The 23,348-nt window shown below is 48.1% G+C and carries 14 protein-coding genes and 6 pseudogenes; 10 read left to right on the forward strand and 10 right to left on the reverse strand.

What is annotated here, in order from left to right; translation table 11 throughout:
* Nucleotides 1-12 precede the first annotated feature (12 nt).
* From JCM12259_RS03630 to JCM12259_RS03645, 4 genes and pseudogenes are all read right to left on the reverse strand, one after another.
* Nucleotides 13-1,578 carry a sulfatase family protein gene (locus JCM12259_RS03630; protein ID WP_036888484.1) on the reverse strand — a complete coding sequence of 522 codons (1,566 nt, stop codon included), beginning with the start codon at nt 1,576-1,578 and terminating at the stop codon, nt 13-15.
* Nucleotides 1,579-1,824: 246 nt separating this feature from the next.
* A pseudogene (locus tag JCM12259_RS13650) lies at nt 1,825-2,747 on the reverse strand (4-hydroxy-3-methylbut-2-enyl diphosphate reductase).
* Nucleotides 2,744-3,811 (reverse strand): DUF1573 domain-containing protein, encoded by a 1,068-nt coding sequence (locus JCM12259_RS03640; RefSeq protein ID WP_036888486.1) that lies wholly within the window; start codon nt 3,809-3,811, stop codon nt 2,744-2,746. Before JCM12259_RS03640 ends, JCM12259_RS13650 begins: the two are co-directional and overlap by 4 nt.
* Before the next feature lie 12 nt (nt 3,812-3,823).
* Nucleotides 3,824-9,340: an alpha-2-macroglobulin family protein gene (locus tag JCM12259_RS03645; RefSeq protein ID WP_025065453.1), complete on the reverse strand. Its 5,517-nt coding sequence runs from the start codon at nt 9,338-9,340 to the stop codon at nt 3,824-3,826.
* 300 nt (nt 9,341-9,640) lie between these two features.
* Between JCM12259_RS03645 and bcp the strand changes: the two are divergent.
* Nucleotides 9,641-10,092: pseudogene (gene bcp, locus JCM12259_RS13655) on the forward strand (thioredoxin-dependent thiol peroxidase).
* On the forward strand, nt 10,092-10,505 hold the full coding sequence (locus tag JCM12259_RS03660; protein WP_025065454.1) for a secondary thiamine-phosphate synthase enzyme YjbQ: 414 nt from the start codon (nt 10,092-10,094) through the stop codon (nt 10,503-10,505). Before bcp ends, JCM12259_RS03660 begins: the two are co-directional and overlap by 1 nt.
* A 336-nt stretch (nt 10,506-10,841) precedes the next feature.
* Here JCM12259_RS03660 and JCM12259_RS13660 read toward each other — a convergent pair.
* From JCM12259_RS13660 to JCM12259_RS03695, 6 genes and pseudogenes are all read right to left on the reverse strand, one after another.
* Nucleotides 10,842-12,558, reverse strand: a pseudogene (locus tag JCM12259_RS13660) (acyl-CoA dehydrogenase family protein).
* Between the two features lie 3 nt (nt 12,559-12,561).
* Nucleotides 12,562-13,584 carry an electron transfer flavoprotein subunit alpha/FixB family protein gene (locus tag JCM12259_RS03670; RefSeq protein WP_025065455.1) on the reverse strand — a complete coding sequence of 341 codons (1,023 nt, stop codon included), beginning with the start codon at nt 13,582-13,584 and terminating at the stop codon, nt 12,562-12,564.
* 153 nt (nt 13,585-13,737) lie between these two features.
* On the reverse strand, nt 13,738-14,607 hold the full coding sequence (locus JCM12259_RS03675) for an electron transfer flavoprotein subunit beta/FixA family protein (protein WP_025065456.1): 870 nt from the start codon (nt 14,605-14,607) through the stop codon (nt 13,738-13,740).
* A 147-nt stretch (nt 14,608-14,754) separates the two neighbouring features.
* A complete protein-coding gene (locus JCM12259_RS03680; RefSeq protein ID WP_025065457.1) occupies nt 14,755-15,123 on the reverse strand; it encodes a hypothetical protein in 369 nt (122 codons plus the stop codon).
* Nucleotides 15,116-15,649 carry a hypothetical protein gene (locus JCM12259_RS03685; protein ID WP_148299565.1) on the reverse strand — a complete coding sequence of 178 codons (534 nt, stop codon included), beginning with the start codon at nt 15,647-15,649 and terminating at the stop codon, nt 15,116-15,118. The genes JCM12259_RS03680 and JCM12259_RS03685 overlap by 8 nt, the downstream gene beginning before the upstream one ends.
* Before the next feature lie 515 nt (nt 15,650-16,164).
* Nucleotides 16,165-16,446 (reverse strand): hypothetical protein, encoded by a 282-nt coding sequence (locus JCM12259_RS03695; protein ID WP_025065460.1) that lies wholly within the window; start codon nt 16,444-16,446, stop codon nt 16,165-16,167.
* 509 nt (nt 16,447-16,955) lie between these two features.
* On the opposite strand from JCM12259_RS03695, the pseudogene JCM12259_RS13665 reads away from it, so the two are divergent.
* The 8 genes and pseudogenes from JCM12259_RS13665 (at nt 16,956) to JCM12259_RS03735 (ending at nt 23,151) form a co-directional block, all read left to right on the forward strand.
* A pseudogene (locus JCM12259_RS13665) lies at nt 16,956-17,892 on the forward strand (endonuclease/exonuclease/phosphatase family protein).
* A gap of 179 nt (nt 17,893-18,071) precedes the next feature.
* Nucleotides 18,072-19,415: a signal recognition particle protein gene (gene ffh, locus JCM12259_RS03705; protein WP_025065461.1), complete on the forward strand. Its 1,344-nt coding sequence runs from the start codon at nt 18,072-18,074 to the stop codon at nt 19,413-19,415.
* 12 nt (nt 19,416-19,427) lie between these two features.
* Nucleotides 19,428-20,304, forward strand: a pseudogene (gene folD / locus JCM12259_RS13670) (bifunctional methylenetetrahydrofolate dehydrogenase/methenyltetrahydrofolate cyclohydrolase FolD).
* Nucleotides 20,304-20,482: pseudogene (locus tag JCM12259_RS16055) on the forward strand (tetratricopeptide repeat protein). Before folD ends, JCM12259_RS16055 begins: the two co-directional pseudogenes overlap by 1 nt.
* Before the next feature lie 25 nt (nt 20,483-20,507).
* Complete coding sequence (locus JCM12259_RS03720; RefSeq protein ID WP_025065462.1) at nt 20,508-20,741, forward strand: 4Fe-4S binding protein; 234 nt, start codon at nt 20,508-20,510, stop codon at nt 20,739-20,741.
* A gap of 9 nt (nt 20,742-20,750) precedes the next feature.
* Entirely contained in the window at nt 20,751-21,830 is a 1,080-nt protein-coding gene (locus JCM12259_RS03725) for a 3-methyl-2-oxobutanoate dehydrogenase subunit VorB (RefSeq protein ID WP_025065463.1), read from the forward strand.
* Nucleotides 21,831-22,595, forward strand: a complete 765-nt coding sequence (locus tag JCM12259_RS03730) for a thiamine pyrophosphate-dependent enzyme (RefSeq protein WP_025065464.1) — start codon at nt 21,831-21,833, stop codon at nt 22,593-22,595. It abuts the gene before it with no gap.
* Nucleotides 22,596-22,605: 10 nt separating this feature from the next.
* Nucleotides 22,606-23,151, forward strand: a complete 546-nt coding sequence (locus JCM12259_RS03735; protein ID WP_025065465.1) for a 2-oxoacid:ferredoxin oxidoreductase subunit gamma family protein — start codon at nt 22,606-22,608, stop codon at nt 23,149-23,151.
* Nucleotides 23,152-23,348: the final 197 nt, after the last annotated feature.

A 23,348-nucleotide genomic window follows, 5' to 3' on the forward strand; every position in this document is an offset into this window, starting at 1 on the left:
TTTAAACTTCCATCAGCGAACGGTCTTTCGGATGGGGTCGTCATACTGCACTTGCAATCTTAACAACTCCTTCTTCAACGCGCGGATAATCCTCTCCGTACCCGGCTTTCCATATAGATTGTGCATCTCTTCGGGGTCGGTTTTCAAATCGTAAAGCTCCCACGCATCGATATCGTTATAGAAATGGATGAGCACATAGCGGTCGGTCTTCACGCCATAATGTCTGCAAACGGAATGTTCGGCAGGATATTCGTAGTAGTGATAATAAAGAGATTTGCGCCAGTTCTTCACTTTCTTCCCTTCGAGCAACGGAAGCATCGAAACCCCTTGGATGTCTTTCGGCACTTCGACACCGGCTAAATCGAGAAAAGTCGGTGCGTAATCGATGTTCTGTACCATCTCCGTGATATCACCTTTCTTACCTCCCGGCAGATAGACCAACAACGGCGTGCGGAACGACTCTTCATACATAAAGCGCTTGTCGAACCATCCGTGCTCGCCCATATAAAATCCTTGGTCGGATGTATAGACAATCATTGTATTGTCTAAAAGCCCATTTGCACGGAGATAGGCAATCACCCGTCCCACATTTCGGTCTATCGAGTGAATCACCCGCAGATAATCGTGCATATAACGCTGGTATTTCCACTCGGCCAAGGCCTTTCCCGAAAGCTTCATCTCCTTGAATTTGCGAATCACCGGTTCATAATGCGCATCCCATTGAGCCCGCTGCGAGGGCGTCATCCGCAGATAAGAGGCACGTCCCCACTTCTCTAATTCAGGATCGGAATGTATCTCATTCTCCTTGTCTGCCATCTTCAAGTCGTACACCAAGTCCATATCCTTGATGATACTCATCTTTTGTTTGTCCGCAGCTTTGCGCCCGGCATAATCGTCATAGAATGTACTGGGAATGGGATAAATCTTTTCCGAATAAAGATCCAGGTCGCAGGTGTCGGGAGCCCAGACACGATGCGGCGCCTTGTTGTGCAGTAACAGACAGAAAGGTTTGGTCTTGTCGCGTTTGTTTCCGAGCCAATCAAGCGCCAGATCTGTCACGAGATTGGTCACATAACCGTTTCTACGCAGCCGTTTTCCGTTGCATTTGAAATCAGGATTATAATAATCTCCCTGCCCGATCAGGATGTCCCAATAGTTGAAACCGGTGGGATCAGATGTCAAATGCCACTTACCGATGATGGCAGTTTCATATCCCGCTTTCTGCAATAGCTTCGGAAAAGTTTGCTGGCCGCCGTCAAACGTCTTGGTATTGTCTGTAAATCCGTTGGCGTGACTGTGTTTTCCCGTCAGCATACAAGCCCGCGACGGTCCGCTGAGTGAATTTGCCACGTAGCTGTTTGTGAATCGAACACCGTGGTCGGCAATCCAATCGAGGTTGGGTGTATCGATAAATCGCTTGTCATAAGCACTGATTGTCTGATACGAATGATCGTCGCTCATAATGTAGACAATGTTCATCGGTTTTGTCGTTTGGTCCTGATGATTTCGAGCCAAAGCGCTACAAACGGGGGCAACCAGCGTGACCCCTGTCAGCGAGAGCGTTAAGTTTCTGTTCATTTCATGATTTGTTTAAGATAGAGGTGGGTGCGCTTGACACCAACCTGCATATTGTTTTCTATTCGTTTTATGGTCTGTCTGGTTTGTTCCGAGTGTTCTCTGTTTTCAGGTGAATAGCAATACGTTTTCCAATTGATGGTTCATCAGCCTGCCGACAACCGTTAATCGGCGTGCAACTGACGATTATTGGCCGTGCATTTAATGATGAATGGCAAAGTGCTCTGCATGCAATCGAAAATCAAGGGATCAAATGTTGTCTTTTGTTTGAGGTTTTTCGTTTTCCCGAGGCGTTGCAGTCGACGTCGATGCAAGTGCAAGATGGTTGATGATATAATCCCTGCACTCCTCCATCAACACTTCGGTGTGCTGGTGGCTCCGCATATTCCGACTGTCCGAACACCCTGAAACCAATGCATATCGATTTCTTCTGCCCGTTCGATATGATAGCTGTTTGGGTTCACACGTTTGCATTCGCCATATAGAACTTTACCGTTCGAGCTCTTATGTCCGCTGACAAAAAGTATCACTTCGTGTTTGGATGCAAAACCGGAAATATTCGGCATCCGGTTGGCTACTTGTCGGCAGATGGTGTCGAAACTCTTGAACGTGGCACCGGAAGCGATGTGGCTCTGGATGTATTCGATGATTCGGTGAAACTCTTCGAGGCTTTTCGTGGTTTGAGAATAAAGATATATGTCGCGATTGAAGTCGAGATGACGTACGTCTTCAAACTTTTCGATAACGATGGCACGGCTCTCTGTCTGCCCCACAAGCCCCAAAACCTCGGCATGACCGTTCTTACCGAAGATCACAATCTGCGCTTGCGGCTTGCTGTCGAACTGCCGTTTGATACGCCGCTGCAACTGCAATACCACCGGACAAGTGGCATCGATGATCTCGATACGGTTGCGACGGGCCGTCTCATAAGTCTCGGGCGGTTCGCCGTGAGCTCGCAGCAGCACCTTTACATCGTGCAAGTCTTTCAGCTGTTCGTGATTGATAGTTACCAAGCCGCGGGCGTGCAGCCGCTCTACTTCCATCCCGTTGTGCACGATATCGCCCAAACAATAGAGCGTTTTGCCCGCAGAAAGTTCCTCTTCTGCCTTTTTGATGGCCGTGGTTACGCCGAAACAGAATCCGCTTCCGTTGTCTATCTCTATCTGAATCATTTCACGTCGATGGTTATGATGATCTTCGGCGCATCGGGATCATTGGTAATCATCAGCACGCGCGGCTTGGTTCGGACCGATTTCAAAGACTCGGCCACAGCCGTGATCTTCAATTTCGCACTCTCGCCGGGGGCCAACCGCGTCTTGTTCAGCGACACTTGCAGACCCGAAGTAAACATTTGCAGGCTGCGAATTTCCAACTTCGATTTTCCCACATTCTGCAAAAGAATCTCTCCGCGTGCCTTTTTCCGATCACCGAGAGTGTTTAAATGGAGCTCGGTGGATGAGAGTTGAATCTTGGGTGCAAGTCGTTTGGCAGCTTCAGTCATCTGATTGAAACTCGGCAAAAGCACTGCCGACACATCGATTGCCTTGTTCGGGGCCACCTTATCGCCGGGGAACATACCGAGGAAAACAGTAGTTTGCGTCAGGCCGAAACCCCGAAGCCTGTGCGAATCAAGCGTAACGGTCATCACACCGGCGTGTCCGGGAGTAATGGTTGACGGTGAGACGGCAGCCGAAAGATAGTCGGGCAGGTGCATTACGACAGGTTGCACGGGTTTGATTCCATTGTTGAAGATGTGTATTTTATAGGTAGGACGCTCGCCGCGGCTCACATCATCAAACTCAATTTCATTCATATCTGTGAGCAGATTGCCGACCACATAAGGGTAAGTACCCGAATAGTCGACGACCTCTGACACGACAACGCCTCGCAAGGTCAGCATTAACGGGCGTTTGACACCTACTGCATAAACGTCGATCAGCCTCTCGAAATGCCCCATCTGCTTAGCATCATAGGTCACTTTCACCTTAAACGACTCGCCACCGGGTATCGCCGCGCGGGGAAATTCTACATCGGTACAGCCGCAACCAGTGAGCACCTTGCTGATGACCAGCGGTTTACTGTCTTTATTTTTCAAATCAAACGTTACGGTGACAGGCTTTCTGAACAGCACCTGTCCGCAATCGATAAGGTCTTGTTGGGTGGTAATTCGCTGAGCCGAAACCGTCAGAGCCGATAAGGCTGACAGGAGAACGGCCGTCAAATGTCTTTTTATCATTATTCAATTTCCTTACTTTACGATTAGAATCTGTGCTGCTGCGCGTGCCGAATAGCCCGGACTGTAAGCGCATTGCACAGTGCAGATGCCTGTGGAATATTGTCCCTCGCGGTCTACGTAGTACTCGGTTTCGATGACATGTTTGCCTTTCGACATCCGGTCTGCATAATAATGGGTGGCATTGTCACGCGGTGTACAGTAATAACCGTTGGCATATCCGCTCAATTGAGAGGCCGGCTCGAGACACGCTGCACGCTTGTCTACGATCTGAACGAAATCGTAATCGCGGTCGGCCGTTATCGTGATGCGCACCGTTACCTTGTCGCCCACGCGCAGGTGAGTGCCGCCGAGAATCTCGCGGGTTACTTTAAACCCGGAGAAAGCGGCCTTGATACCGGTCGATTTCTGCATAAACTGCGCATAGACAGTCCCCCACGACGTTCCCGAAGATGTTTTCCGAGCTGTGAAAGTATGGGCTTTCTCACCACTGACAGTGGTTTTCACATAGCCCAGACCGGCCGTTGCCTTCGGTGTTTCGAGGCGTTTCCCGTCTACGGAGAGCACAGCTTGTTCTGTTTTCGATACATCCAGCTTGTCCATATTACCGTTCATAAAGGCATAAATGGCGTTGATGGTATTGATGGTGGTACCCCAACTCTGTGTCCGCTTAGACTGCAACAGCCAGCGTTGCATCTCTTCCACGGTCTTGACATCGGTAGGTTCGATGAGCCTGATGGCCTCAATGGCTGCCACCTCTGTTGGTATTCGATAGTCGAACCAGCTGTAATAAGCCTTCGGTGTATCAAAATAACGTCCCATTTCAGGTGTATAAACCGTGTATTCCCGTATGCTTTGGAGAAACTCCTTAGCCTTTTGGCGATAGCCGTTCTTGCCTAAGATGACTGCCGAAATGGCTTTCCCGTAAATCGTGAAAGCATTGATCTGCTTGACCAAACGGCTCATCAGATAAGCCTTGTCGGCCGAAGCTGAGGCCGAAAGCGATGAGTCGGCCAAGGCACAAAGATAAAGATAATGTACGGCAGACTCGCTTGGACGTACGCCTTGGATGCCTCGGGCCTCCTCTTTTTTCATAGACCGTACTTCACGATGAATCTCTTTACCCATAAACTTGAATGCGGATGTCAGCATTCGGGATGTTTCTGCCTGTTTGCCGATCATCGCGTTAAGGCGTGAAAGCATCTCGGTGACGATGAGTGTCACATAAAGACTGCCTTTCATCTTCGGATACCAGCTCCACGATCCGTTGCTTAATTGCAGGTCGGAGAGTTTGTTGAGGTGTGTGGATAATTTGTTGTTGAGCATCGTTTCATCGAAGAAATTACCCAACAAACGCTTTTGTTCGGCTTCCTTTTCGGCCTCTCCGATCCACGGAGTTTCGTTCAGCGCGAGCGATTTCAACGCTTCATTCTTTTGAAGAGCACTCATCAGAGAGGTCTCCTTGCCGCTCTCGCGCCGCCAAAGTTCAAAAGTCTGTTTGGCCTGCGGCGCTGATTTCAACAGAGACGACGCCAATTTGTCTACATAATAGACCGAAGCGAGACTGATGGCATCACCATTCGAGATGTTGCCTACATAGGGAAGCGCCTGGATCATCAGCCAAACGGGATTCTCGGTGTATTCGATCGTGAGCCGGTTTCGCTCGTTGCGCACGGGGAACAGCTTGTCGAGATCAATCATTTGCGTACCGGGTGTATGTTGGGTGAATGCCACCGTGTTGGTAACCAACTCCTGATCGGAGAGTATCGGCAGATAATGTTGTTCGCCGTCTGCATATCCTTGACCCGCAGCCGTTACCTTACAGATCAATAAAGAACCAGCAAGCGAGGCGAGCTTAGAGCCTTCCGATAAGTTTAATTCAAATGCAACGGCCTGCGTTTCATTTCCTTTCACCGTGTATTTGCAGCTTTTCGTGTAAACCACTCGATTATTTTCGGGATCGATCAACTCCATTTGAGCTGTTCCAACGACGTTTTTATCCGTGGTATTCATCACCCGTGCCGTAATGGTTGCATGGTCTCCGCTGCGCACAAAACGCGGAATATTGGGATGAATCATCACAGTTTTCTTGGCCACGACATCGCTTTCGAGTTGTCCATGACGCATTTCGGCATCATGGGCAATGCCGATAAAATGCCATGTCGTGATGCTTTCGGGCAATGTAAACTTCATAGTTATCAGGCCGTTGGTATCAGTCTGCAATGCGGGGAAGAAGAATGCCGTTTCATTGAAGTTCTCACGCAGCTGACCGGAAACATCTTTTTGCGTTGTGATTTGCGGTTGAACGTCGTCTGAAATACCCTTAAACGCAAGCTCACTAAGCGTTGATGATTCAACACTTGCGCCCATCGGCTTGACAAGGCCCATCGAACGAGTTTGTACCGAACCAACATAGGCGACGGAATAAGCTTCCGTAATGAGTCCGTTTTGATCTCTCATATAGTCAAAAGCATGAAACATTTCATTGGAGAAATGACTGTATTCGAGTCGCGCAACATGGGGATAAGAAACGGGTAAACTACCGGACACGCTGAAACTCGTGCCTACATAGTTCGTCCAATACATGTTGGGAAGACTCAAACGCAACGAAATCGGCAGACTCCAAGATAATCGTTGGATTTCGTCAAGCGACCGATCATAGAGTGTTGCCAGCAATTGCGCCGTGGCAGGACGACCGTTCGGACGGGTGATTTGCAGTGTCCACTCTTCTTTCTGACCTGGTGTGAGCCGGTTGCGGAATGTCTTCCACGTTACATTGAGCCGGAGATTGGGCAACGGACGACGGATATTGGCGGTGTGCGTGTACATGATTCCGTCTTTCACCCACGCATAAGTGATTGCGATTCCATCGCCGAACGACGGTTGATAGGTGAATTTCCGGGTGTTCAACATGCTGTTTTGATCGATTACGCCATTCTCAATCACAGAGTCGGCAGTCGCAATCGAATAGAGGATATGTTGTTCGGGGTCGGACGATCCCACTTGAATGAAGACCGGTTTACCGTCGGCAGGGAACACATTTGCCGTCTGATAAAACCAATCATGCGTCTTGATAGCGGGCTGTTTGTCGTGAAGACTGAACACGATCAGTTCGTTGTGCACCGTGTCTGTGCCGCAAACGGCCTGCATCTGATATCGACCCGATTTCCAGTCTTTGACATTCAGCGTCACAAGTGTGTTGGAACGGGCAATCCGCTTGATCTTATTCCCATCGAAAGAATAGCTCACCGAAGCATCGATAGGTTCTCCGGCATTGTTGAGATAATTGAATTTGAGGGTCAACGTACTATCTCTGTCAATCTGGGAAGGCATCTCACAACGAAAAGCTGTGGGTTTGCTCCCCAGCGGAAGACAGGTTTCGCCATGGCGAGTTTCACCACTTCGGTCGGTAATATCGGCTGAAACGACATAGCAGTAGAAGCCGTATTCCGAACGATTATCCTCATTCGGCAAAATAAAAGGAACTTTCACGGGGAAATTTCCGTTGTTATCTGTTACACCATCGGCGCTGAACACCTCTTCGTTTTGAGTTCTGCGACTTCTCCACCAGAACCAAGGTGCAAGGCGGCGAGTGACAGTATAGCGCACCTTAGCACCTTGAACAGGCACATCTGCAAAGCTTTTCGCACTACCATTGATCACGAGCGTGTCGCCGGCAGCATATTTCTGGCTGATCTTAGGGAACTCTATTCGGAACGTGGGACGCTTATATTCCTCAACAGAAAACGATACATAACCCGGCGCCTGACCATCGGTGCGGATAGAAAAAGCACCTGTCAACCCACTCGAAGGCAGTTGGAAGTCGGCCGAAGCCGTGCCCATTGCATCGGTGGTAACGAATTTCTCACTCACCGTTTTGTAATTGGTGTCGATCAAACTCAATCGAATCTTTGCGCCACTCACAGCTTTCGGCGTCTTGCCATCAATGTTTTGATGAGCGATGGCAGCCACATGGACGACCTGTCCAGGGCGATAAAGTGCGCGATCGGTGAAGAGTTGGATATTGCATTGATCCGATTCGCTATTATAATAGTAGTAACTGTCACGGAGCATAACTTGTTGAAAGCCCTTGTCCGACGACGTATAAGCAAACACTTCTATATCGTTGTCTAAATCTTTGGGAATCGAATAGAAAACTTCTCCCTTGTCATTGCATTTCAGCAATGCGCTGTCTTCACCTTTGTCTGTTTCATAATGCAACTTAATCTGTGCTCCTTTAACAGGCAATCCTGTGGTTCTGTCGACTACGGCAAAACGAAAACAGTTGTCAGGCAAGTCTTCGCTAAGTAAAAATAATCCGCTAACGTAAACCAACGAGCGTTGTATGGGGATTTTGGTTTGCCCTGAGCTGAACTCCAATAGATAAACGCCCGCAGCCAAACCAGGCACCGTAATCGAGTCGGTTGACAATTGGTAGTTGGGCATGCCGACATAAGTGCGAGTTTGTGTAGCCTCTGGCAATGGTTTCATTCGCTTCGAAAGATATTTGAAATCGTGCTCATCCATCGGATTGCCAACATATTCGCCCGTTACGTTTACGCGCCAAATACGCATCGTGAGAGATGAAATATTGCGCACATGAGATAAATTCACCTTGAAAGGATGCCCTGAACGCACCTGCTGATCAGCGATTTGGGCAACATAAGTGGGCTGTGTCAGCTCGGCTATTTTCCCTTTCAGTTGATTCACCCGAGGCCAATTGGACCATTGTTTCAATACATATTGAATGTAATCCAACTTGGTTTTGGCATCGGCTTGACCACTTCCGGCCAACAGATCATAGCGTGTCAGGGCCAACTCGCCAGCTTCGGGAACATGTTGATAAACGTTGAGCAGCGAATCAGCCACATGTAAGCGTCGTGAATATTGACGCCAACCACCCCACAACCAATTATCGGCCGCGAGCATTCGAGCTGCACACAGACTGGCGGCAGCTTCATTTCCGTGCTTGGAATAGTAATCGAAGAGTTGTTGATAGCGTGCTCCTTCAAAACCAATGACGTGCAACAGGTCGTTGTTAAACGCCTTGCTGTCTTTCACTTCGGTAATAGCCGGAACATAACTACCTGCCGACTGGCTGGCTAAAAGCGCGGGATCACTCAGTGCTGCATCAAAATAAGCCTGACTTTTCCGCTTAGTTGCACCATCTAAACGACTGTCTCCCTGATAAATCAAACCTAAAATGGCTTGGTAAACGGCCTGCAACACAGGATCCTTTCCTTGTAACTGGGCCTCCGTTTGTTGCAATCTCTCGATCCCGGGCATCAATGAGTCGCGAGCAATTCGAGACTGAAGCCCCAACGCCATCACCTGAGCTTTGATCAGATGTCCGTAATCTCGCTGAGCCGAAGCCTTGGAAACGATTCTGTTTAAAATATTGATCTGTGTCTTAGGTAAGTCTTTTTCACTGGCTGTTTTCACTTGCTGCCACAGCATTGTGTAATCATCTGCCGATGCATGCAGTGGAATCAGCAACAAAACGGGCATGAGGAACATGATCAGTTTCTTCATATATCAACTTGTCTCTATACATATTTATATCATTGCAAAAGTAAAGAAAATCTCGCATTCGCCCAAATCTATTCATTGTTTTTGGTGAGTGGCGAACCAAAACAAATAACGTAAAGCACGAAAAAATAAATGAGAATCATTCGTTTCATATACAAAATCCGAATGAAAATAGGAAAAGAAAGCAAGAATTAGAGGACCGAACAGGGCTGAAAAGCATATTTCTGAAAGCCATTTAGATGTTTTTCGGTTTTTATCTCTATCTTTGCGAACGCATTTTAACATCAAAACGGAAATTAAATCATGGAAATCGGAGATAAGGCTCCCGACATTTTGGGATGCGACGAGAACGGAAAAGAAATACGATTGGTCGACTTTACCGGACAGAAATTGGTGCTTTACTTCTATCCGAAAGATAATACTTCGGGCTGCACGACCGAGGCTTGCAACCTGCGCGACAACTATTCGGAGCTGCGCAAACAGGGATACGCCGTGGTGGGAGTGAGCGTCGACGACGAGAAATCGCATCACAAGTTTATCGACAAGAATCAACTGCCTTCCCGCTCATTGCCGATACGGACAAAAAACTGGTAGAACAGTTCGGCGTTTGGGGTGAGAAGAGTATGTACGGCCGCAAATATTTCGGTACGTTCCGCACCACTTTTATCATTAACGAGCAGGGGGTCATCGAGCGAATCATCACACCCAAGCAGATCAAAGTGAAAGAACACGCTGCCCAAATACTCAAAGGCTGATGGTGTTTCAAACGGAAATAACACTCGATCCGCATCCGCGCGGCTTCCATTTGATCACGGGCGACATCATGCGTCGACTCCCTACATTGCCGCAGACGGGTGTGTTGAATCTTTTTGTGAAGCACACCAGTTGTGCGCTTTCACTCAATGAGAATGCCGATCCTGCTGTACGCAGCGATTTAGAGACTGCTTTTGACAGGCTGATTCCTGATAACACAAAGGGTTTTCAACACACATTGGAGGGCAGAGATGGCATGCCAGCACATGTCAAATCGGTCATCACGGGGGTGAGTTTGTCGATCCCGATCACACGAGGTCGACTGAACCTCGGTATTTGGCAAGGTATTTATCTTTGCGAATTCCGCCAAAACGGAGAAGAAAGAATCCTAATCGCAACCATCATTGGTGAATGATCGAAGTCCCAATTGATCATTGACAGACAAGAATTGATCATCGGGAACATTCTCTTTTATATTTTACTGAATTTCGATCTACTAAAAGGTCAATTACGACTAACTGTTAGTTGTATCGCAATTAATGCTAAATCGCAATGCTGTTAACGGTTAGTTGAAATACGTTTAATCGTTAGTTGAAAATGGCTTTGGGTGCTTAGGAAAATCGAATGAACAAAAATCACTATCTAAAAAGTCCGCATCGCAATTGCGATACGGACTTTTCCTTTACGCGAAATAGCATTATTTAATCACAAAAATATGCTATTCGCAACCTGAATAATCCTGCTTCGAAGTTTACTCAATAGGCATTTGCCGATAATACTTCAAGTCTTCGGCGATGAAACGCGTCACAAAAGCGCTCTTACCTAAAACGTCTTCTTCGGCCATGCGGATATAAACATGGGCACTCTTGGTGAAAAGTTCGGGCGCGCGTGTGGCATCATCGAGAATCAAAAGAGACATAATGATCTCGGCGGTCATATCGTAAAGGCGGCGCGCAAGCAAATCGTTGACTTCCTGACTGCCACTTTCTTTCACGTAATTGATGCTCTGCTCATATCGCTTAACCATCTCTTCGACACGCACTTTGAGCGGACGCAGCTCCTCGGCTACCTCTGTTTCGAGCATCTCTTTCATCATTGTGAGATACGTTCCGTTAGTAATATAACGAATGGCAGCTACTACCTGCAACTGCGTTGTACCCTCGTAGATAGAGAAAATACGTGCATCGCGGTAGAGTCTTTGACTCTTATATTCCATAATAAAGCCCGAACCGCCGTGAATTTGAATGGCATCGTAGGCGTTTTGATTGGCATATTCGGAGTTCATTCCTTTCGCAAGAGGCGTGAATGCATCAGCTAATCGCGTGTATTTCTTTTGCTCTGCACGCTCTTCGGGGGTAAGTTTGCGCTCGCGGGAAATGTCATCCAGAGCCTTGTAGATGTCTACATAACGGGCTGTTTGGTATAAAATGGAGCGGCCGGCATCTACTTTTGCCTTCATTCTCGACAACATATCGTAAACAGCCGGCATCTCGATAATAGGCGTATCAAACTGTTTGCGTTCCTTCGCGTAAGTCAATCCCTCTGCATAGGCTGCTTGCGAGACGCCTACACTCTGTGCTGCAATACCCAGACGGGCACCGTTCATCAGCGCCATTACATATTTGATGAGCTAACCGGGTACTTCCACATAGCTCGGCTTTGGCGTTTTTATAGACAAGTTCGCACGTCGGAGATCCGTGAATGCCCAATTTGTTCTCTATGTGACGTACAGTTACGCCGCCTTGACGCTTGTCATAGATAAACATCGACAATCCGCGACCATCTCGTGTGCCCTCTTCTGAACGAGCGAGAACGAGGTGTATGTCAGAGTCTCCATTGGTAATGAAGCGCTTCACGCCGTTCAGCAACCAACATTTGTCTTTTTCCGAGTAAGTGGCTTTGAGCATAACACGCTGCAAGTCGGAACCGGCGTCGGGTTCGGTAAGGTCCATCGACATTGTTTCTCCACTGCAAACGCGTGGTATATACTTCTTTCTCTGCTCTTCATTACCAAATTCGTAGAGTGTTTCGATGCAATCTTGTAAACTCCAAATGTTCTGAAAGCCTGCATCGGCAGATGAAACCATCTCCGAAGCCATGGAATACGGCGTGATCGGAAGGTTGAGTCCGCCATACCGGCGAGGCATAGAGATACCCCAAAGTCCGGCTTTTCGGGTTGCATCTAAATTCTCGTATGTCTTCGATGCGTAGAGCATCCGACCATCAACGAGGTGCGGTCCCTCTTGATCTACGGCTTCGGCATTGGGTTCTATAACATTAGCGGCAATGTCGCCGGTTATTTCGAGCAGCCGGTTATAGTTCTCAATGGCGTCGTCGAAATCAACAGGCGCATCTTCATACTTGTTCTTATCCTCGAAGTTGCGCTCTTTAAGCTCAACAATCCGTTGCATCAATGGATGCTGAAGATGAAACCTCAGCTCGGGGTTATCTGTATAATAGTTTGGCATAACTTACTTACTATTCTTTTTATAATACTTTATCAATTTCGGAACCACTTCTTCCACTGTCCCCACTATGACGTAATCGGCGATCTGATTAATGGGGGCATCGGGATCATTATTGATGGATATGATGATACCACTATCTTGCATACCAGCGATATGTTGAATCTGGCCCGATATTCCGCAAGCGATGTAAACCTTGGGATGAACCGTTACGCCGGTCTGCCCAATCTGTCGATCATGCTCTACAAAGCCTGCATCGACAGCAGCACGACTCGCTCCCACCTCGCCGTGAAGTTCTTTGGCCAGGAGGAAGAGCTGATCGAATCCCTCTTTGCTGCCCACTCCGTAACCACCAGCTACGACTATGGGTGCACCTTTGAGATTATGCTTAGCCTCCTCTACGTGCCGATCAATCACTTTCACAACATAATCCACTTGCGGCACATATTGAGCCACGTCGGGATAAACCACTTCTCCTTGATAATTTTCATCCAAGATTTCGCGCTGCATCACGCCGCTACGCACGGTGGCCATTTGCGGGCGATGATCGGGATTAACGATCGTGGCCACGATGTTACCGCCAAATGCAGGCCGAATCTGATAGAGCAGATTCTCGTAATGACGTCCGGCCTTTTTATCATCATAGTCACCAATTTCCAACTGCGTGCAGTCGGCAGTCAATCCACTGGTCAGCGAAGATGAAACACGCGGTCCGAGATCACGCCCGATGACAGTTGCCCCCATCAAGCAAATCTGCGGTTGCTCTTCTTTAAACAGGTTGACGAGCACGTCCGTATGGGGAGCCGACGTGTAAGGAAACAGTCCTTCGGCATCGAACACAAAGAGTTTGTCCACGCCATAGGGCAGGATCTGCTGCTCGACAGCACCTTTGAGGCCTGTCCCCACTACCACGGCATGCAGCCGGACACTCAATTGATCGGCCAACTTACGGCCTTTGGTGAGGAGCTCCTGCGACACTTCGGCCACACGGGTGCCTTCGACCTCACAGTATACAAATACGTTATTCATTTGCTTTTACTAATTATGAGCAGGTAAGTAATAAGTAGGAAGTAGAAAATAATACGTAGGAAATAGTGCGTTTTCAATGAAAGGCTGTGAGATGCAATGAGAGACAATCCACTCCTTGCTTCCTTCTCCATCTTATTCCTTATCCCGTCTTTCTTACCCTATGATCTTTTCGTTCAACAATTCTCGGATCAGTTCCTCTACATCCGCATCGCTTGCCGTGAGCGTCTTACTCTCTTTGGCCTGGAAAACAATATTTTGCACGGATTTCACCTTGGTGGGAGAGCCACTCAAGCCACATTGGGCAGCATCGCCGTCTACATCGGCCACACTCCATTGGTTGAGTGTCAGATAGGGGCGCTCTTTATACAAATAGGTATAAGCATCGTCGGCCTTGCGTTCCATCGGGCAAGTGGCGCGCTTGTATTTCATGACCAGTTTGGCATTGCAAGGTCGACAGGGAGCTGCACTGCCATTAACCGTGATAACGACAGGCAATGGTGCTTCGACGGTTTCCACGCCGCCGTCGATATGCCGCCGGATCGTGGCCACGCCGTTTTCTATTTTCAGAATCTCTTCGGCATAGGTCACCTGGTTCAATCCCAACTTCTGGGCTACCTGCGGACCCACTTGTGCCGTATCTCCGTCAATAGCCTGCCGACCGCCGATGACGATATCCACTTGGCCAATCTTACGGATTGCCGTGGCCAAGGCATACGATGTGGCCAGCGTATCAGCGCCAGCGAAGAGGCGGTCGGTCAATAGCCACCCCGTATCGGCTCCTCGGTAGAGTCCCTGCCGAATGATTTCGCCGGCCCGCGGAGGCCCCATCGTGAGGATGCCCACCGTAGACCCCGGATGTTGTTCCTTTAAGCGGAGCGCTTGTTCCAGCGCATTCAAGTCTTCGGGATTAAAGATCGCAGGCAAAGCGGCACGATTCACGGTCCCTTCCGCAGTCATAGCATCTTTGCCGACGTTTCTTGTGTCGGGTACTTGCTTGGCAAGCACTACAATTTTCAAACTCATAGTAATACGTTCTTAGTGTGAAATTTCAGTGGCAAATGTACTACTTTTTCATGGTGCCGCAAAATAAATCATTGTAAAAAAGCACAATACAGCACGATGTGTGCATAGTGAGATCGTAAGATGAAAAGTAGTGGTAGAAAGAAAGGTCTATGCAGTGACCTGATAGATGACCTTCATGCGCTTGATGAGCTGTGAGGCATATTTGCGCATTCTTGTCTTGTGCATGGGTGCATAGCGTAGGTTGCAAGAAACCCCATCTCCCGTATCCACCTCCTCGATATCAATCTTCGTGATAGTTGCCAAACAGCAAAAAGTGTTGCCTTTCATCTGCAATGTCTTACCATGATTTATACAGAACTCCTGGGTCATATATCTTAACCTTAACAACGACACCTCCCGTTTGTTCTTGGCAGGCAAGAGAGCTTCTCTTTTCAGGCTCCGTTTGTGTTCGCTATACATCATCGGATGGAAGATGCAACGCACGCACGGTTCATCACTTTCTATCGTTTTAGGCATTAACATGCGTGTAGACTTTCTCTTCTGCAAGTATGGTAAGGACTGCAACGAGTTCCTCTGGTAATGTTCTGAAATCAGTTTCTATACCGTCAGACAATATATCTTGAAGATCATCTCTATTATATTCCGTAAAATATCCCAATTCTGTTCTTCCAATTTCGACAGATATTACACTTTCTTCCTCCTCGAAATCAAGAACGATTGTGCCGTATGGTGTCGGGGTGATGCTTTCGGGAGAAAGCATGGTGTCGAAGCGAAACTTCAAGATCTGATCCAAAAACTTATAGGTGTTCTTACAGACAGTTTCCGAAATGGCCGCTGCCCCTTGTCCGTCCCAATTCTCGTGAAAGACACTGATCTCGCTGACGCGATTCTTCAGTGCATTGAATTGCATCGAGCTTCTCTGAATGGCTGAGAAAGGAGAGAATATAGAGCTAACCCCCATTGAGTCTTGTACGGTGAGGGAAATACACTCTATGTGGGCTGGTGCTTCTTGAATATTATAGGATGGCAATGGTGGTATCATTTGTCTAATTTGATCAAGTCTGAGGTTGTCGGCGTAAGAATATCTTTCAACATCGACTTATTCTTACTATGAATAAAGTTAAGATCAGATCTAAACTGGGATTGAGCTAATAGTTTTGTAAATTCAACCGAGCCTGCTCCGAATGTTATATTCTCAATGATGCGTATCGTTTTTTTGTCTACTTCATCAAACACCTTGATAGCCAAGTCTTCCTGGTAGCTCCTCCCCTCATCCTATCGGTTCATGGTCAAATTATAGTCGATGAGCTGTGAATCGAATATTCCTTGTGGGAGGTTGTGTGATCCCTTATTGAAGAGTTCCGCCGGGGTGTATTTGTCTTTTAGGAAATAAAATTCGTCTATGAATGATACACTGAATAAAGCGACCTTATATATCGACTTAAACTGTGCTATCGTTTCGGCATTTCTCAATGCAAGAGTAGAAAAGGCTGTCCAACCCTCGTAATCAACTGTATTAAAGGTAAACAGACCTATATTAGGTTGTTGGTTGATACCTTATATAACATTTGTTGCCTTGGCATTGCAGAAGCCTATCAGTTTAAAACCACTGATGTATTCTTCCTTTCGCTGAGACTCTGCTAACCCTGCCTTTACATGAACCTCCATGGTTTTGATGGGTTCAAACTTCTGAAAGTCTGCGGCCAAGTTACCGCCCGTCTCTACCAATTCTCTATATTGAGAGAGATCCATGATTTGTGGGGTAACGACAAACGAGATAATTGCTTCTTTGAGAGAATGCTTCTCGTTGCATGTATGTAAATACCCGTTATTAGTCATGATGAAAACTTATATCATTGTAAGTCTCTTTCTGTTGCGAAGATATGAAAAATATTTTTGGGAAAGGTTCGGCAAGCTATAAAATAAAACATTTCTTAACTGCCGATCAGAATATTTCGAGTAAGGAGTATCTGTTTATGTCCGGTTATCATGCTGTCCCTTCTTCAAGAGCACATCATTTCTGTCGATTAGCGCTCACAGGTGGGTTGCCAGGTCCTTATGAGAGGTATACGACTTGTCGATGACAGGTATACGAGTAGTGGGGCACAAGTATACGAGTAGTGAGAGGCGAGGATAGGAGGAGCTGGGCGGCGGAAAGGATGTGTAAAGTTTCTTAAATGTGTAAAACCGAGGCGAAAAATGATTATCTTTGTTGCACTGTGTGATGTGACAGTTGTGCCGAATCCTTACCGATGGAGGTGCTATGGCAGCTGACTTCTCTGGGCGGTTAAGTGCAGAGAGGTTAACGTGCGGGAGAGGTTTCGAGGTGGTTTTATCTCCTTTTGCGTATGATATTAACATTGTTGATGAGTCTGTTCACGTTCGTAGAGCTGAACTGTGAGAATCTGTTCGACTGCCAACACGACAGTCTGAAGCAAGATTATGAGTTTCTGCCTACATCGGATCATCATTGGACACGCACGCGATATTGGCGCAAACTGAATCGGATTGGACAAGAGATCATGGCTTGCGGAGAGACAGACGGTGCGTGGGCATTACCCGATATGGTGGCGCTCTGCGAGGTGGAAAACGACAGTGTGATGCGCGATCTTACCCAACGATCGCTCCTGCGCAAAGCTCGCTATGAATATCTGATGACCCATTCGCCCGATGTGCGAGGCATTGATGTGGCGTTGTTGTATTCTCCCTTTTCGTTTCGCCCCGTGCATCATCATTCCATCCGTATCAAGACGCAGGGGGATATGCGGCCCACGCGTGATCTGCTGTATGTCTGCGGGCAGATGATCAGCGGCGACACGCTGCATGTTTTCGTGATCCATGCTCCGAGTCGGGCAGGCGGTGAAGGGGCCACGAGGCACATCGCCTTTTGGTAGCCGATTATTTGGGAGCAGCGGTGGATTCTGTTTATCGGCTTTCGCCCGAGGCACATATTATCATTGCGGGCGACTTCAACGATTATGCGGAGGATCTTGCATTGCGGCGGCTGTATGCTCATGGCGTGAAAAATATCTCTGCGGGAGCACGAGGCAATAACGGTGCCAAGGGCTCTTATCGATTCAGGGGAGAATGGGGTAGCTCGATCAGATTGTGTGTAGTCCGAGCGTGGCGCAGAATATGACAGAATGCCGCATCGGCGACTTCCGTTTTCTGCTGGAAGATGATGAGAAATACGGTGGCGTCCGTCCAAAACGCACCTATCATGGCCCATGCTATCATGATGGTTACAGCGATCATTTACCGTTGATTGCCAGATTCAGGTTCTGAGACAACGATCAACTGGGATGCAATCGCTTTTTTGCACAGAGTGAGTAGGTGTGCGCACTTTTGGTTGAAATACATTTAAAATACTTTAAAACATAACTCCCAATGATTTCTTTTCTTGGGGGATTGTTTAATTTTGTATCGATCGATCAGATCGAAAATGAGGTTAATACCGAGGATATATGTTTGAAAATTTAAGTGAAAGACTCGAACGGAGTTTCAAGATATTAAAAGGTGAGGGGCGAATCACCGAGATCAATGTGGCCGAGACGCTGAAAGATGTACGTCGGGCATTGTTGGATGCCGACGTGAACTTCAAGGTTGCCAAGGCCTTTACCGATACGGTCAAACAGAAAGCGATGGGCATGAACGTGCTCACTGCCGTGAAGCCCGGGCAATTGATGGTGAAGATCGTACACGACGAACTGGCTGAACTGATGGGAGGCGAGGCCTCGGAGCTGCATCTCAACGGTCGCCCGTCGATTATCCTGATGTCGGGGCTGCAAGGTTCGGGTAAGACAACGTTTAGCGGTAAGCTGGCCCATCTGCTGAAATCCAAGCAGCACAAGAATCCGTTGCTCGTGGCCTGCGACGTTTATCGTCCGGCAGCCATCGATCAGTTGAAAGTGGTGGGCGAACAGGTGGGCGTCCCCGTCTATTCGGAACCCGACAACAAAAGGGTTGTTGAGATTGCCGAGCATGGGATTAAAGAGGCTAAAGCCAAAGGTCATGACGTGGTGATCATAGACACGGCAGGACGCTTGGCTATCGATGAAGAGATGATGAACGAGATAGCCACGCTGAAAGAAGCCGTGAAGCCGGATGAGACCTTGTTTGTGGTAGACTCGATGACAGGACAAGATGCCGTGAACACAGCAAAGGAGTTTAACGATCGGTTAGATTTCGATGGTGTGGTACTAACCAAACTCGATGGTGACACCCGCGGCGGTGCAGCCCTGTCGATTCGTACGGTGGTGACAAAACCCATTAAGTTCGTGGGTACCGGCGAGAAGATGGAAGCACTCGATGTCTTTCATCCTGCACGTATGGCCGACAGAATCCTCGGTATGGGCGATATTGTTTCGCTTGTGGAGCGTGCGCAAGAACAGTTTGACGAAGAAGAGGCTAAGAAGTTGCAGAAGAAGATTCAGAAGAATCAGTTTGACTTCAACGACTTTCTCAAACAGATCGAGCAGATCAAGAAAATGGGTAATCTGAAAGACCTGGCATCGATGATACCCGGAGTGGGTAAAGCCATCAAGGATGTCGATATCGATGACAATGCCTTTAAAGGTATCGAGGCCATCATCAAGAGTATGACACCGCAGGAGCGGCAGCATCCAGAGGTGCTCAACACAAGTCGACGGCAGCGTATTGCCAAAGGATCGGGCACCAACATTCAGGAAGTGAATCGACTGCTCAAACAATTCGACCAGACGCGAAAGATGATGAAGATGGTCACCGGCAGCGGGATGGGAAGAATGGCAGGCATGATGGGCCGGATGAAAGGAATGTCTAAATTTTAAATGATAATATCTATGAAACTTATTGATGGTAAAGCGACAGCCATGGCAATCAAGGCAGAGATCGCTGAGGAAGTAAAATGCATTGTTGCGAATGGCGGTAAGCAACCGCATTTGGTGGCCGTACTCGTGGGACACGACGGCGGGTCGGAGACCTATGTCAAGAATAAGGTGCTGGCTTGCGAGCAATGCGGATTTAAATCTACGCTCATTCGCTACGAGGAAAATATCACCGAGACAGAGCTGTTGGCTTGTGTCGATAAATTGAATAAAGACGACGATGTCGACGGCTTCATCGTGCAGCTACCGCTGCCGAAGCACATTGACGAACAGAAGATCGTCGAAGCGATCGACTATCATAAAGATGTCGATGGATTCCATCCAGTCAACGTAGGCCGCATGTCTATCGGTTTGCCATGCTTCATCTCGCTACTCCGTTAGGAATCCTGACGCTGTTACAGCGCTACCATATCGAGACCAGTGGTAAGAAGTGTGTCATTCTGGGTAGAAGTAACATCGTGGGTAAGCCGATGGCCCAATTGATGATGCAGAAACAATACGGCGATGCCACAGTAACGGTATGCCACAGTCATTCTGCAACATTGAAAGAGGAATGTCGCGAAGCCGATATTATTATTGCCGCCATTGGTCGTCCGGATTTCGTAACAGCTGATATGGTGAAAGAAGGAGCCGTGGTTATTGATGTGGGTACAACTCGTGTACCCGACGCAAGTCGCAAGAGCGGCTTCCGCTTGAACGGAGACGTTAAATTTGATGAAGTGGCACCTAAGTGCTCGTTTATCACCCTGTGCCGGGCGGTGTCGGCCCAATGACGATTTGTTCTCTGATGAAGAACACATTGGCAGCCGGTAAGAAAGAGTTTTACAAGTAATGACGAGTGAGGAATATTACCGCCGCGGCAATGAATACCGCCAGGAAGGTAATTGGCAGATGGCCTCAACAACTATATGGAAGCCATTGCCCTTGATCCTGACAGCCCGGCCGTGCAAGCCAAGGAAATGTTGGAATCTATTCTGAACTTTTATAATAAGGATGCCTATAATCCCTGACGGATTGTTAGAATACAAAAACAATATGAGTAAGATGAAAGGTGCCATCGTGGTAGATACGGATCGGTGCAAGGGATGTTCCCTCTGCATAGAAGCCTGTCCACAGGATGTCATCATCATGGTACAGAAACGCGTGAACGTCCACGGCTATCCTTACGTGGAAACGGGGAGCCCCGATGCGTGCACGGGATGTGCATCGTGTGGAATCGTTTGTCCGGACGGATGTATCACCGTATATCGAATGAAGAAAGAGGATTGAGGAAACATGATGGCTGAACAGGAAATAACATTGATGAAGGGTAACGAAGCGATAGCCCATGCTGCCATTCGTTGTGGTGTTGACGGATATTTCGGCTATCCGATCACGCCGCAGAGCGAGATCATTGAAACATTAGCACTACTCAAACCATGGGAAACCACGGGTATGGCGGTCGTGCAGGCCGAGAGTGAAGTGGCTTCTATCAATATGCTATATGGTGGTGGCGGTGCAGGCAAGCGAGTGATGACTTCATCTTCCAGTCCTGGTGTTGCACTGATGCAGGAAGGTATTGCGTATATGGCAGGCGCAGAGGTGCCGGGCGTCATTGTCAATGTGCAGCGCGGGGGACCCGGGTTGGGAACGATTCAACCCTCGCAGAGCGATTATTTCCAAGCTACAAGAGGCGGCGGCAACGGCGATTATAATGTTATCGTGCTGGCTCCGGCTTCTGTACAAGAAATGGCCGACTTTGTGGATCTGGCTTTCGAGCTGTCTTTCAGGTATCGCAATCCGGCTATGATTCTGAGTGACGGCATTATCGGACAGATGATGGAGAAAGTGGTGTTGCCTCCTTTCAAGCCTCGTCGCACAGAGGAAGAAATCAAACGTGAGTGTCCTTGGGCGACATTCGGACGCACGGCAGATCGTAATCCCAACGTGATTACGTCGCTCGAATTGAAACCCGAAACGATGGAGGCGCGCAATCTTCATCTTCAAGAGAAATACAACGAGATTAAAGAGCGTGAGGTGAGATATGAAACCTTGCAGACAGACGATGCCGATTATCTGATCGTCTCGTTCGGAAGTGCGGCCCGTATTGCTGAGAAAGCACTCGAAATGGCTCGTAGTACGGGTGTAAGAGTTGGTCTGTTTCGCCCCATTACGCTATGGCCATTCCCTTCTAAACAGATAGCTGACATGGCAAAAGGCAAGAAAGGCGTTTTGGTTGTGGAGATCAATGCCGGTCAGATGGTGCAAGATGTGCGACTGGCTGTAAACGGAGCTGTGCCCGTAGAATATTTCGGTCGTTTGGGAGGTATTGTGCCAGAACCCGACGAGATAGTACAAGTATTGAAAGAGAAATTCTAAATGGAGAATCAGATCATTGCCCCCGAACATCTCGTTTATCAGAAACCGGTGTTGATGAACGATACGGCGATGCACTACTGCCCCGGATGCTCGCACGGAGTGGTGCATAAGTTGGTGGCGGAGGTCATCGCAGAGATGCAGATGGAAGATAAGTCAGTGGGCGTTTGCCCCGTTGGATGTGCCGTGTTTGCTTATCGCTATCTTGATATCGATTGGCAGGAGGCAGCCCACGGACGTGCGCCGGCTGTGGCTTCGGCCATCAAACATCTGTGGCCCGATCGCTTGGTGTTCACGTATCAAGGCGATGGCGATTTGGCCTGTATTGGTACTTGCGAAACCATCCACGCGCTCAATCGCGGCGATAATATCGTGATTATTTTTATCAACAATGCCATTTACGGTATGACGGGTGGACAGATGGCTCCCACCACACTTGTAGGACAGAAGACGGCGACGTGTCCTTACGGTCGCGATCCCAAGCTCCACGGCTATCCATTGAACATCACCGATTTGGCATCGCGTCTTTCCGGCACGTGTTATGTCACTCGGCAGAGCGTCGAAACAGTGTCGTCCATCCTCAAAGCCAAACGTGCCATTCGTAAGGCTTTCGATGCATCAATGGCCGGAAAAGGTTCATCCTTGGTCGAAATTGTATCGACCTGTAACAGCGGGTGGAAGATGACGCCTGTCGAGGCCAACAAATGGATGGAAGAAAACATGTTTGAAGCCTATCCGAAAGGTGACTTCAAGGACACGACGAAATGAGTGAAGAAAGATGAAGAAAGAAATTATCATATCGGGTTTCGGTGGTCAGGGAGTGCTCTCGATGGGCAAGATTCTGGCTTATTCGGGACTGATGGAGGGTAAGGAAGTAACGTGGATGCCGGCTTATGGCCCGGAGCAACGCGGCGGAACGGCCAATGTGACGGTTATCATTAGCGACGATCGAATTTCTTCGCCCATTCTCAGCCACTATGATGTGGCCATCGTTCTCAACCAACCGTCATTGGATAAGTTTGCACCTAAGGTCAAGCCTGGTGGCATCCTGATTTACGACGGATATGGAATAATGACTCCGCCCACCCGCAAAGACATCACGATTTATCGTATTGATGCGATGGATAAGGCTGCCGAGATGCACAATGCCAAGGTCTTTAATATGATTGTTTTAGGCGGACTACTCAAAGTCTGCCCCATCGTGAGCACCGACGGATTGCACAAGGCGCTTTATAAAACGCTCCCCGAGCGTCACCACAGTCTCATTCCGCTGAATATGCAGGCTGTGGAAGAAGGAATGAAGATTATCAAAGAATATTCATAACTTGATTTTTTTATAACTCTCTAATTTGGAAAGCTGGCTGCAGAGATTGCACCTGGCTTTTTTATTTATAATGCAAAAAAACACCCGGCGCTGAGGTAAAAATTAGTTTTTTACAAAAAAACACCCGGCGCTGAGGCAAAAAATTAGTTTTTTACGAAAAAACACCCGGCGACGAGGCAAAAAATTAGTTTTTTACG

This window comes from Hoylesella enoeca JCM 12259 (assembly GCF_000613405.1).
In the GTDB taxonomy this organism is placed as follows: domain Bacteria; phylum Bacteroidota; class Bacteroidia; order Bacteroidales; family Bacteroidaceae; genus Prevotella; species Prevotella enoeca.

Bases quoted from the DNA above. Each gene is read 5' to 3' on its own strand.
- JCM12259_RS03630 (WP_036888484.1), bottom strand. From the start codon at position 1,578: ATGAACAGAAACTTAACGCTCTCGCTGACAGGGGTCACGCTGGTTGCC.
- JCM12259_RS03640 (WP_036888486.1), bottom strand. From the start codon at position 3,811: ATGATAAAAAGACATTTGACGGCCGTTCTCCTGTCAGCCTTATCGGCT.
- JCM12259_RS03645 (WP_025065453.1), bottom strand. From the start codon at position 9,340: ATGAAGAAACTGATCATGTTCCTCATGCCCGTTTTGTTGCTGATTCCA.
- JCM12259_RS03660 (WP_025065454.1), top strand. From the start codon at position 10,092: ATGGTGTTTCAAACGGAAATAACACTCGATCCGCATCCGCGCGGCTTC.
- JCM12259_RS03670 (WP_025065455.1), bottom strand. From the start codon at position 13,584: ATGAATAACGTATTTGTATACTGTGAGGTCGAAGGCACCCGTGTGGCC.
- JCM12259_RS03675 (WP_025065456.1), bottom strand. From the start codon at position 14,607: ATGAGTTTGAAAATTGTAGTGCTTGCCAAGCAAGTACCCGACACAAGA.
- JCM12259_RS03680 (WP_025065457.1), bottom strand. From the start codon at position 15,123: ATGCCTAAAACGATAGAAAGTGATGAACCGTGCGTGCGTTGCATCTTC.
- JCM12259_RS03685 (WP_148299565.1), bottom strand. From the start codon at position 15,649: ATGATACCACCATTGCCATCCTATAATATTCAAGAAGCACCAGCCCAC.
- JCM12259_RS03695 (WP_025065460.1), bottom strand. From the start codon at position 16,446: ATGACTAATAACGGGTATTTACATACATGCAACGAGAAGCATTCTCTC.
- ffh (WP_025065461.1), top strand. From the start codon at position 18,072: ATGTTTGAAAATTTAAGTGAAAGACTCGAACGGAGTTTCAAGATATTA.
- JCM12259_RS03720 (WP_025065462.1), top strand. From the start codon at position 20,508: ATGAGTAAGATGAAAGGTGCCATCGTGGTAGATACGGATCGGTGCAAG.
- JCM12259_RS03725 (WP_025065463.1), top strand. From the start codon at position 20,751: ATGGCTGAACAGGAAATAACATTGATGAAGGGTAACGAAGCGATAGCC.
- JCM12259_RS03730 (WP_025065464.1), top strand. From the start codon at position 21,831: ATGGAGAATCAGATCATTGCCCCCGAACATCTCGTTTATCAGAAACCG.
- JCM12259_RS03735 (WP_025065465.1), top strand. From the start codon at position 22,606: ATGAAGAAAGAAATTATCATATCGGGTTTCGGTGGTCAGGGAGTGCTC.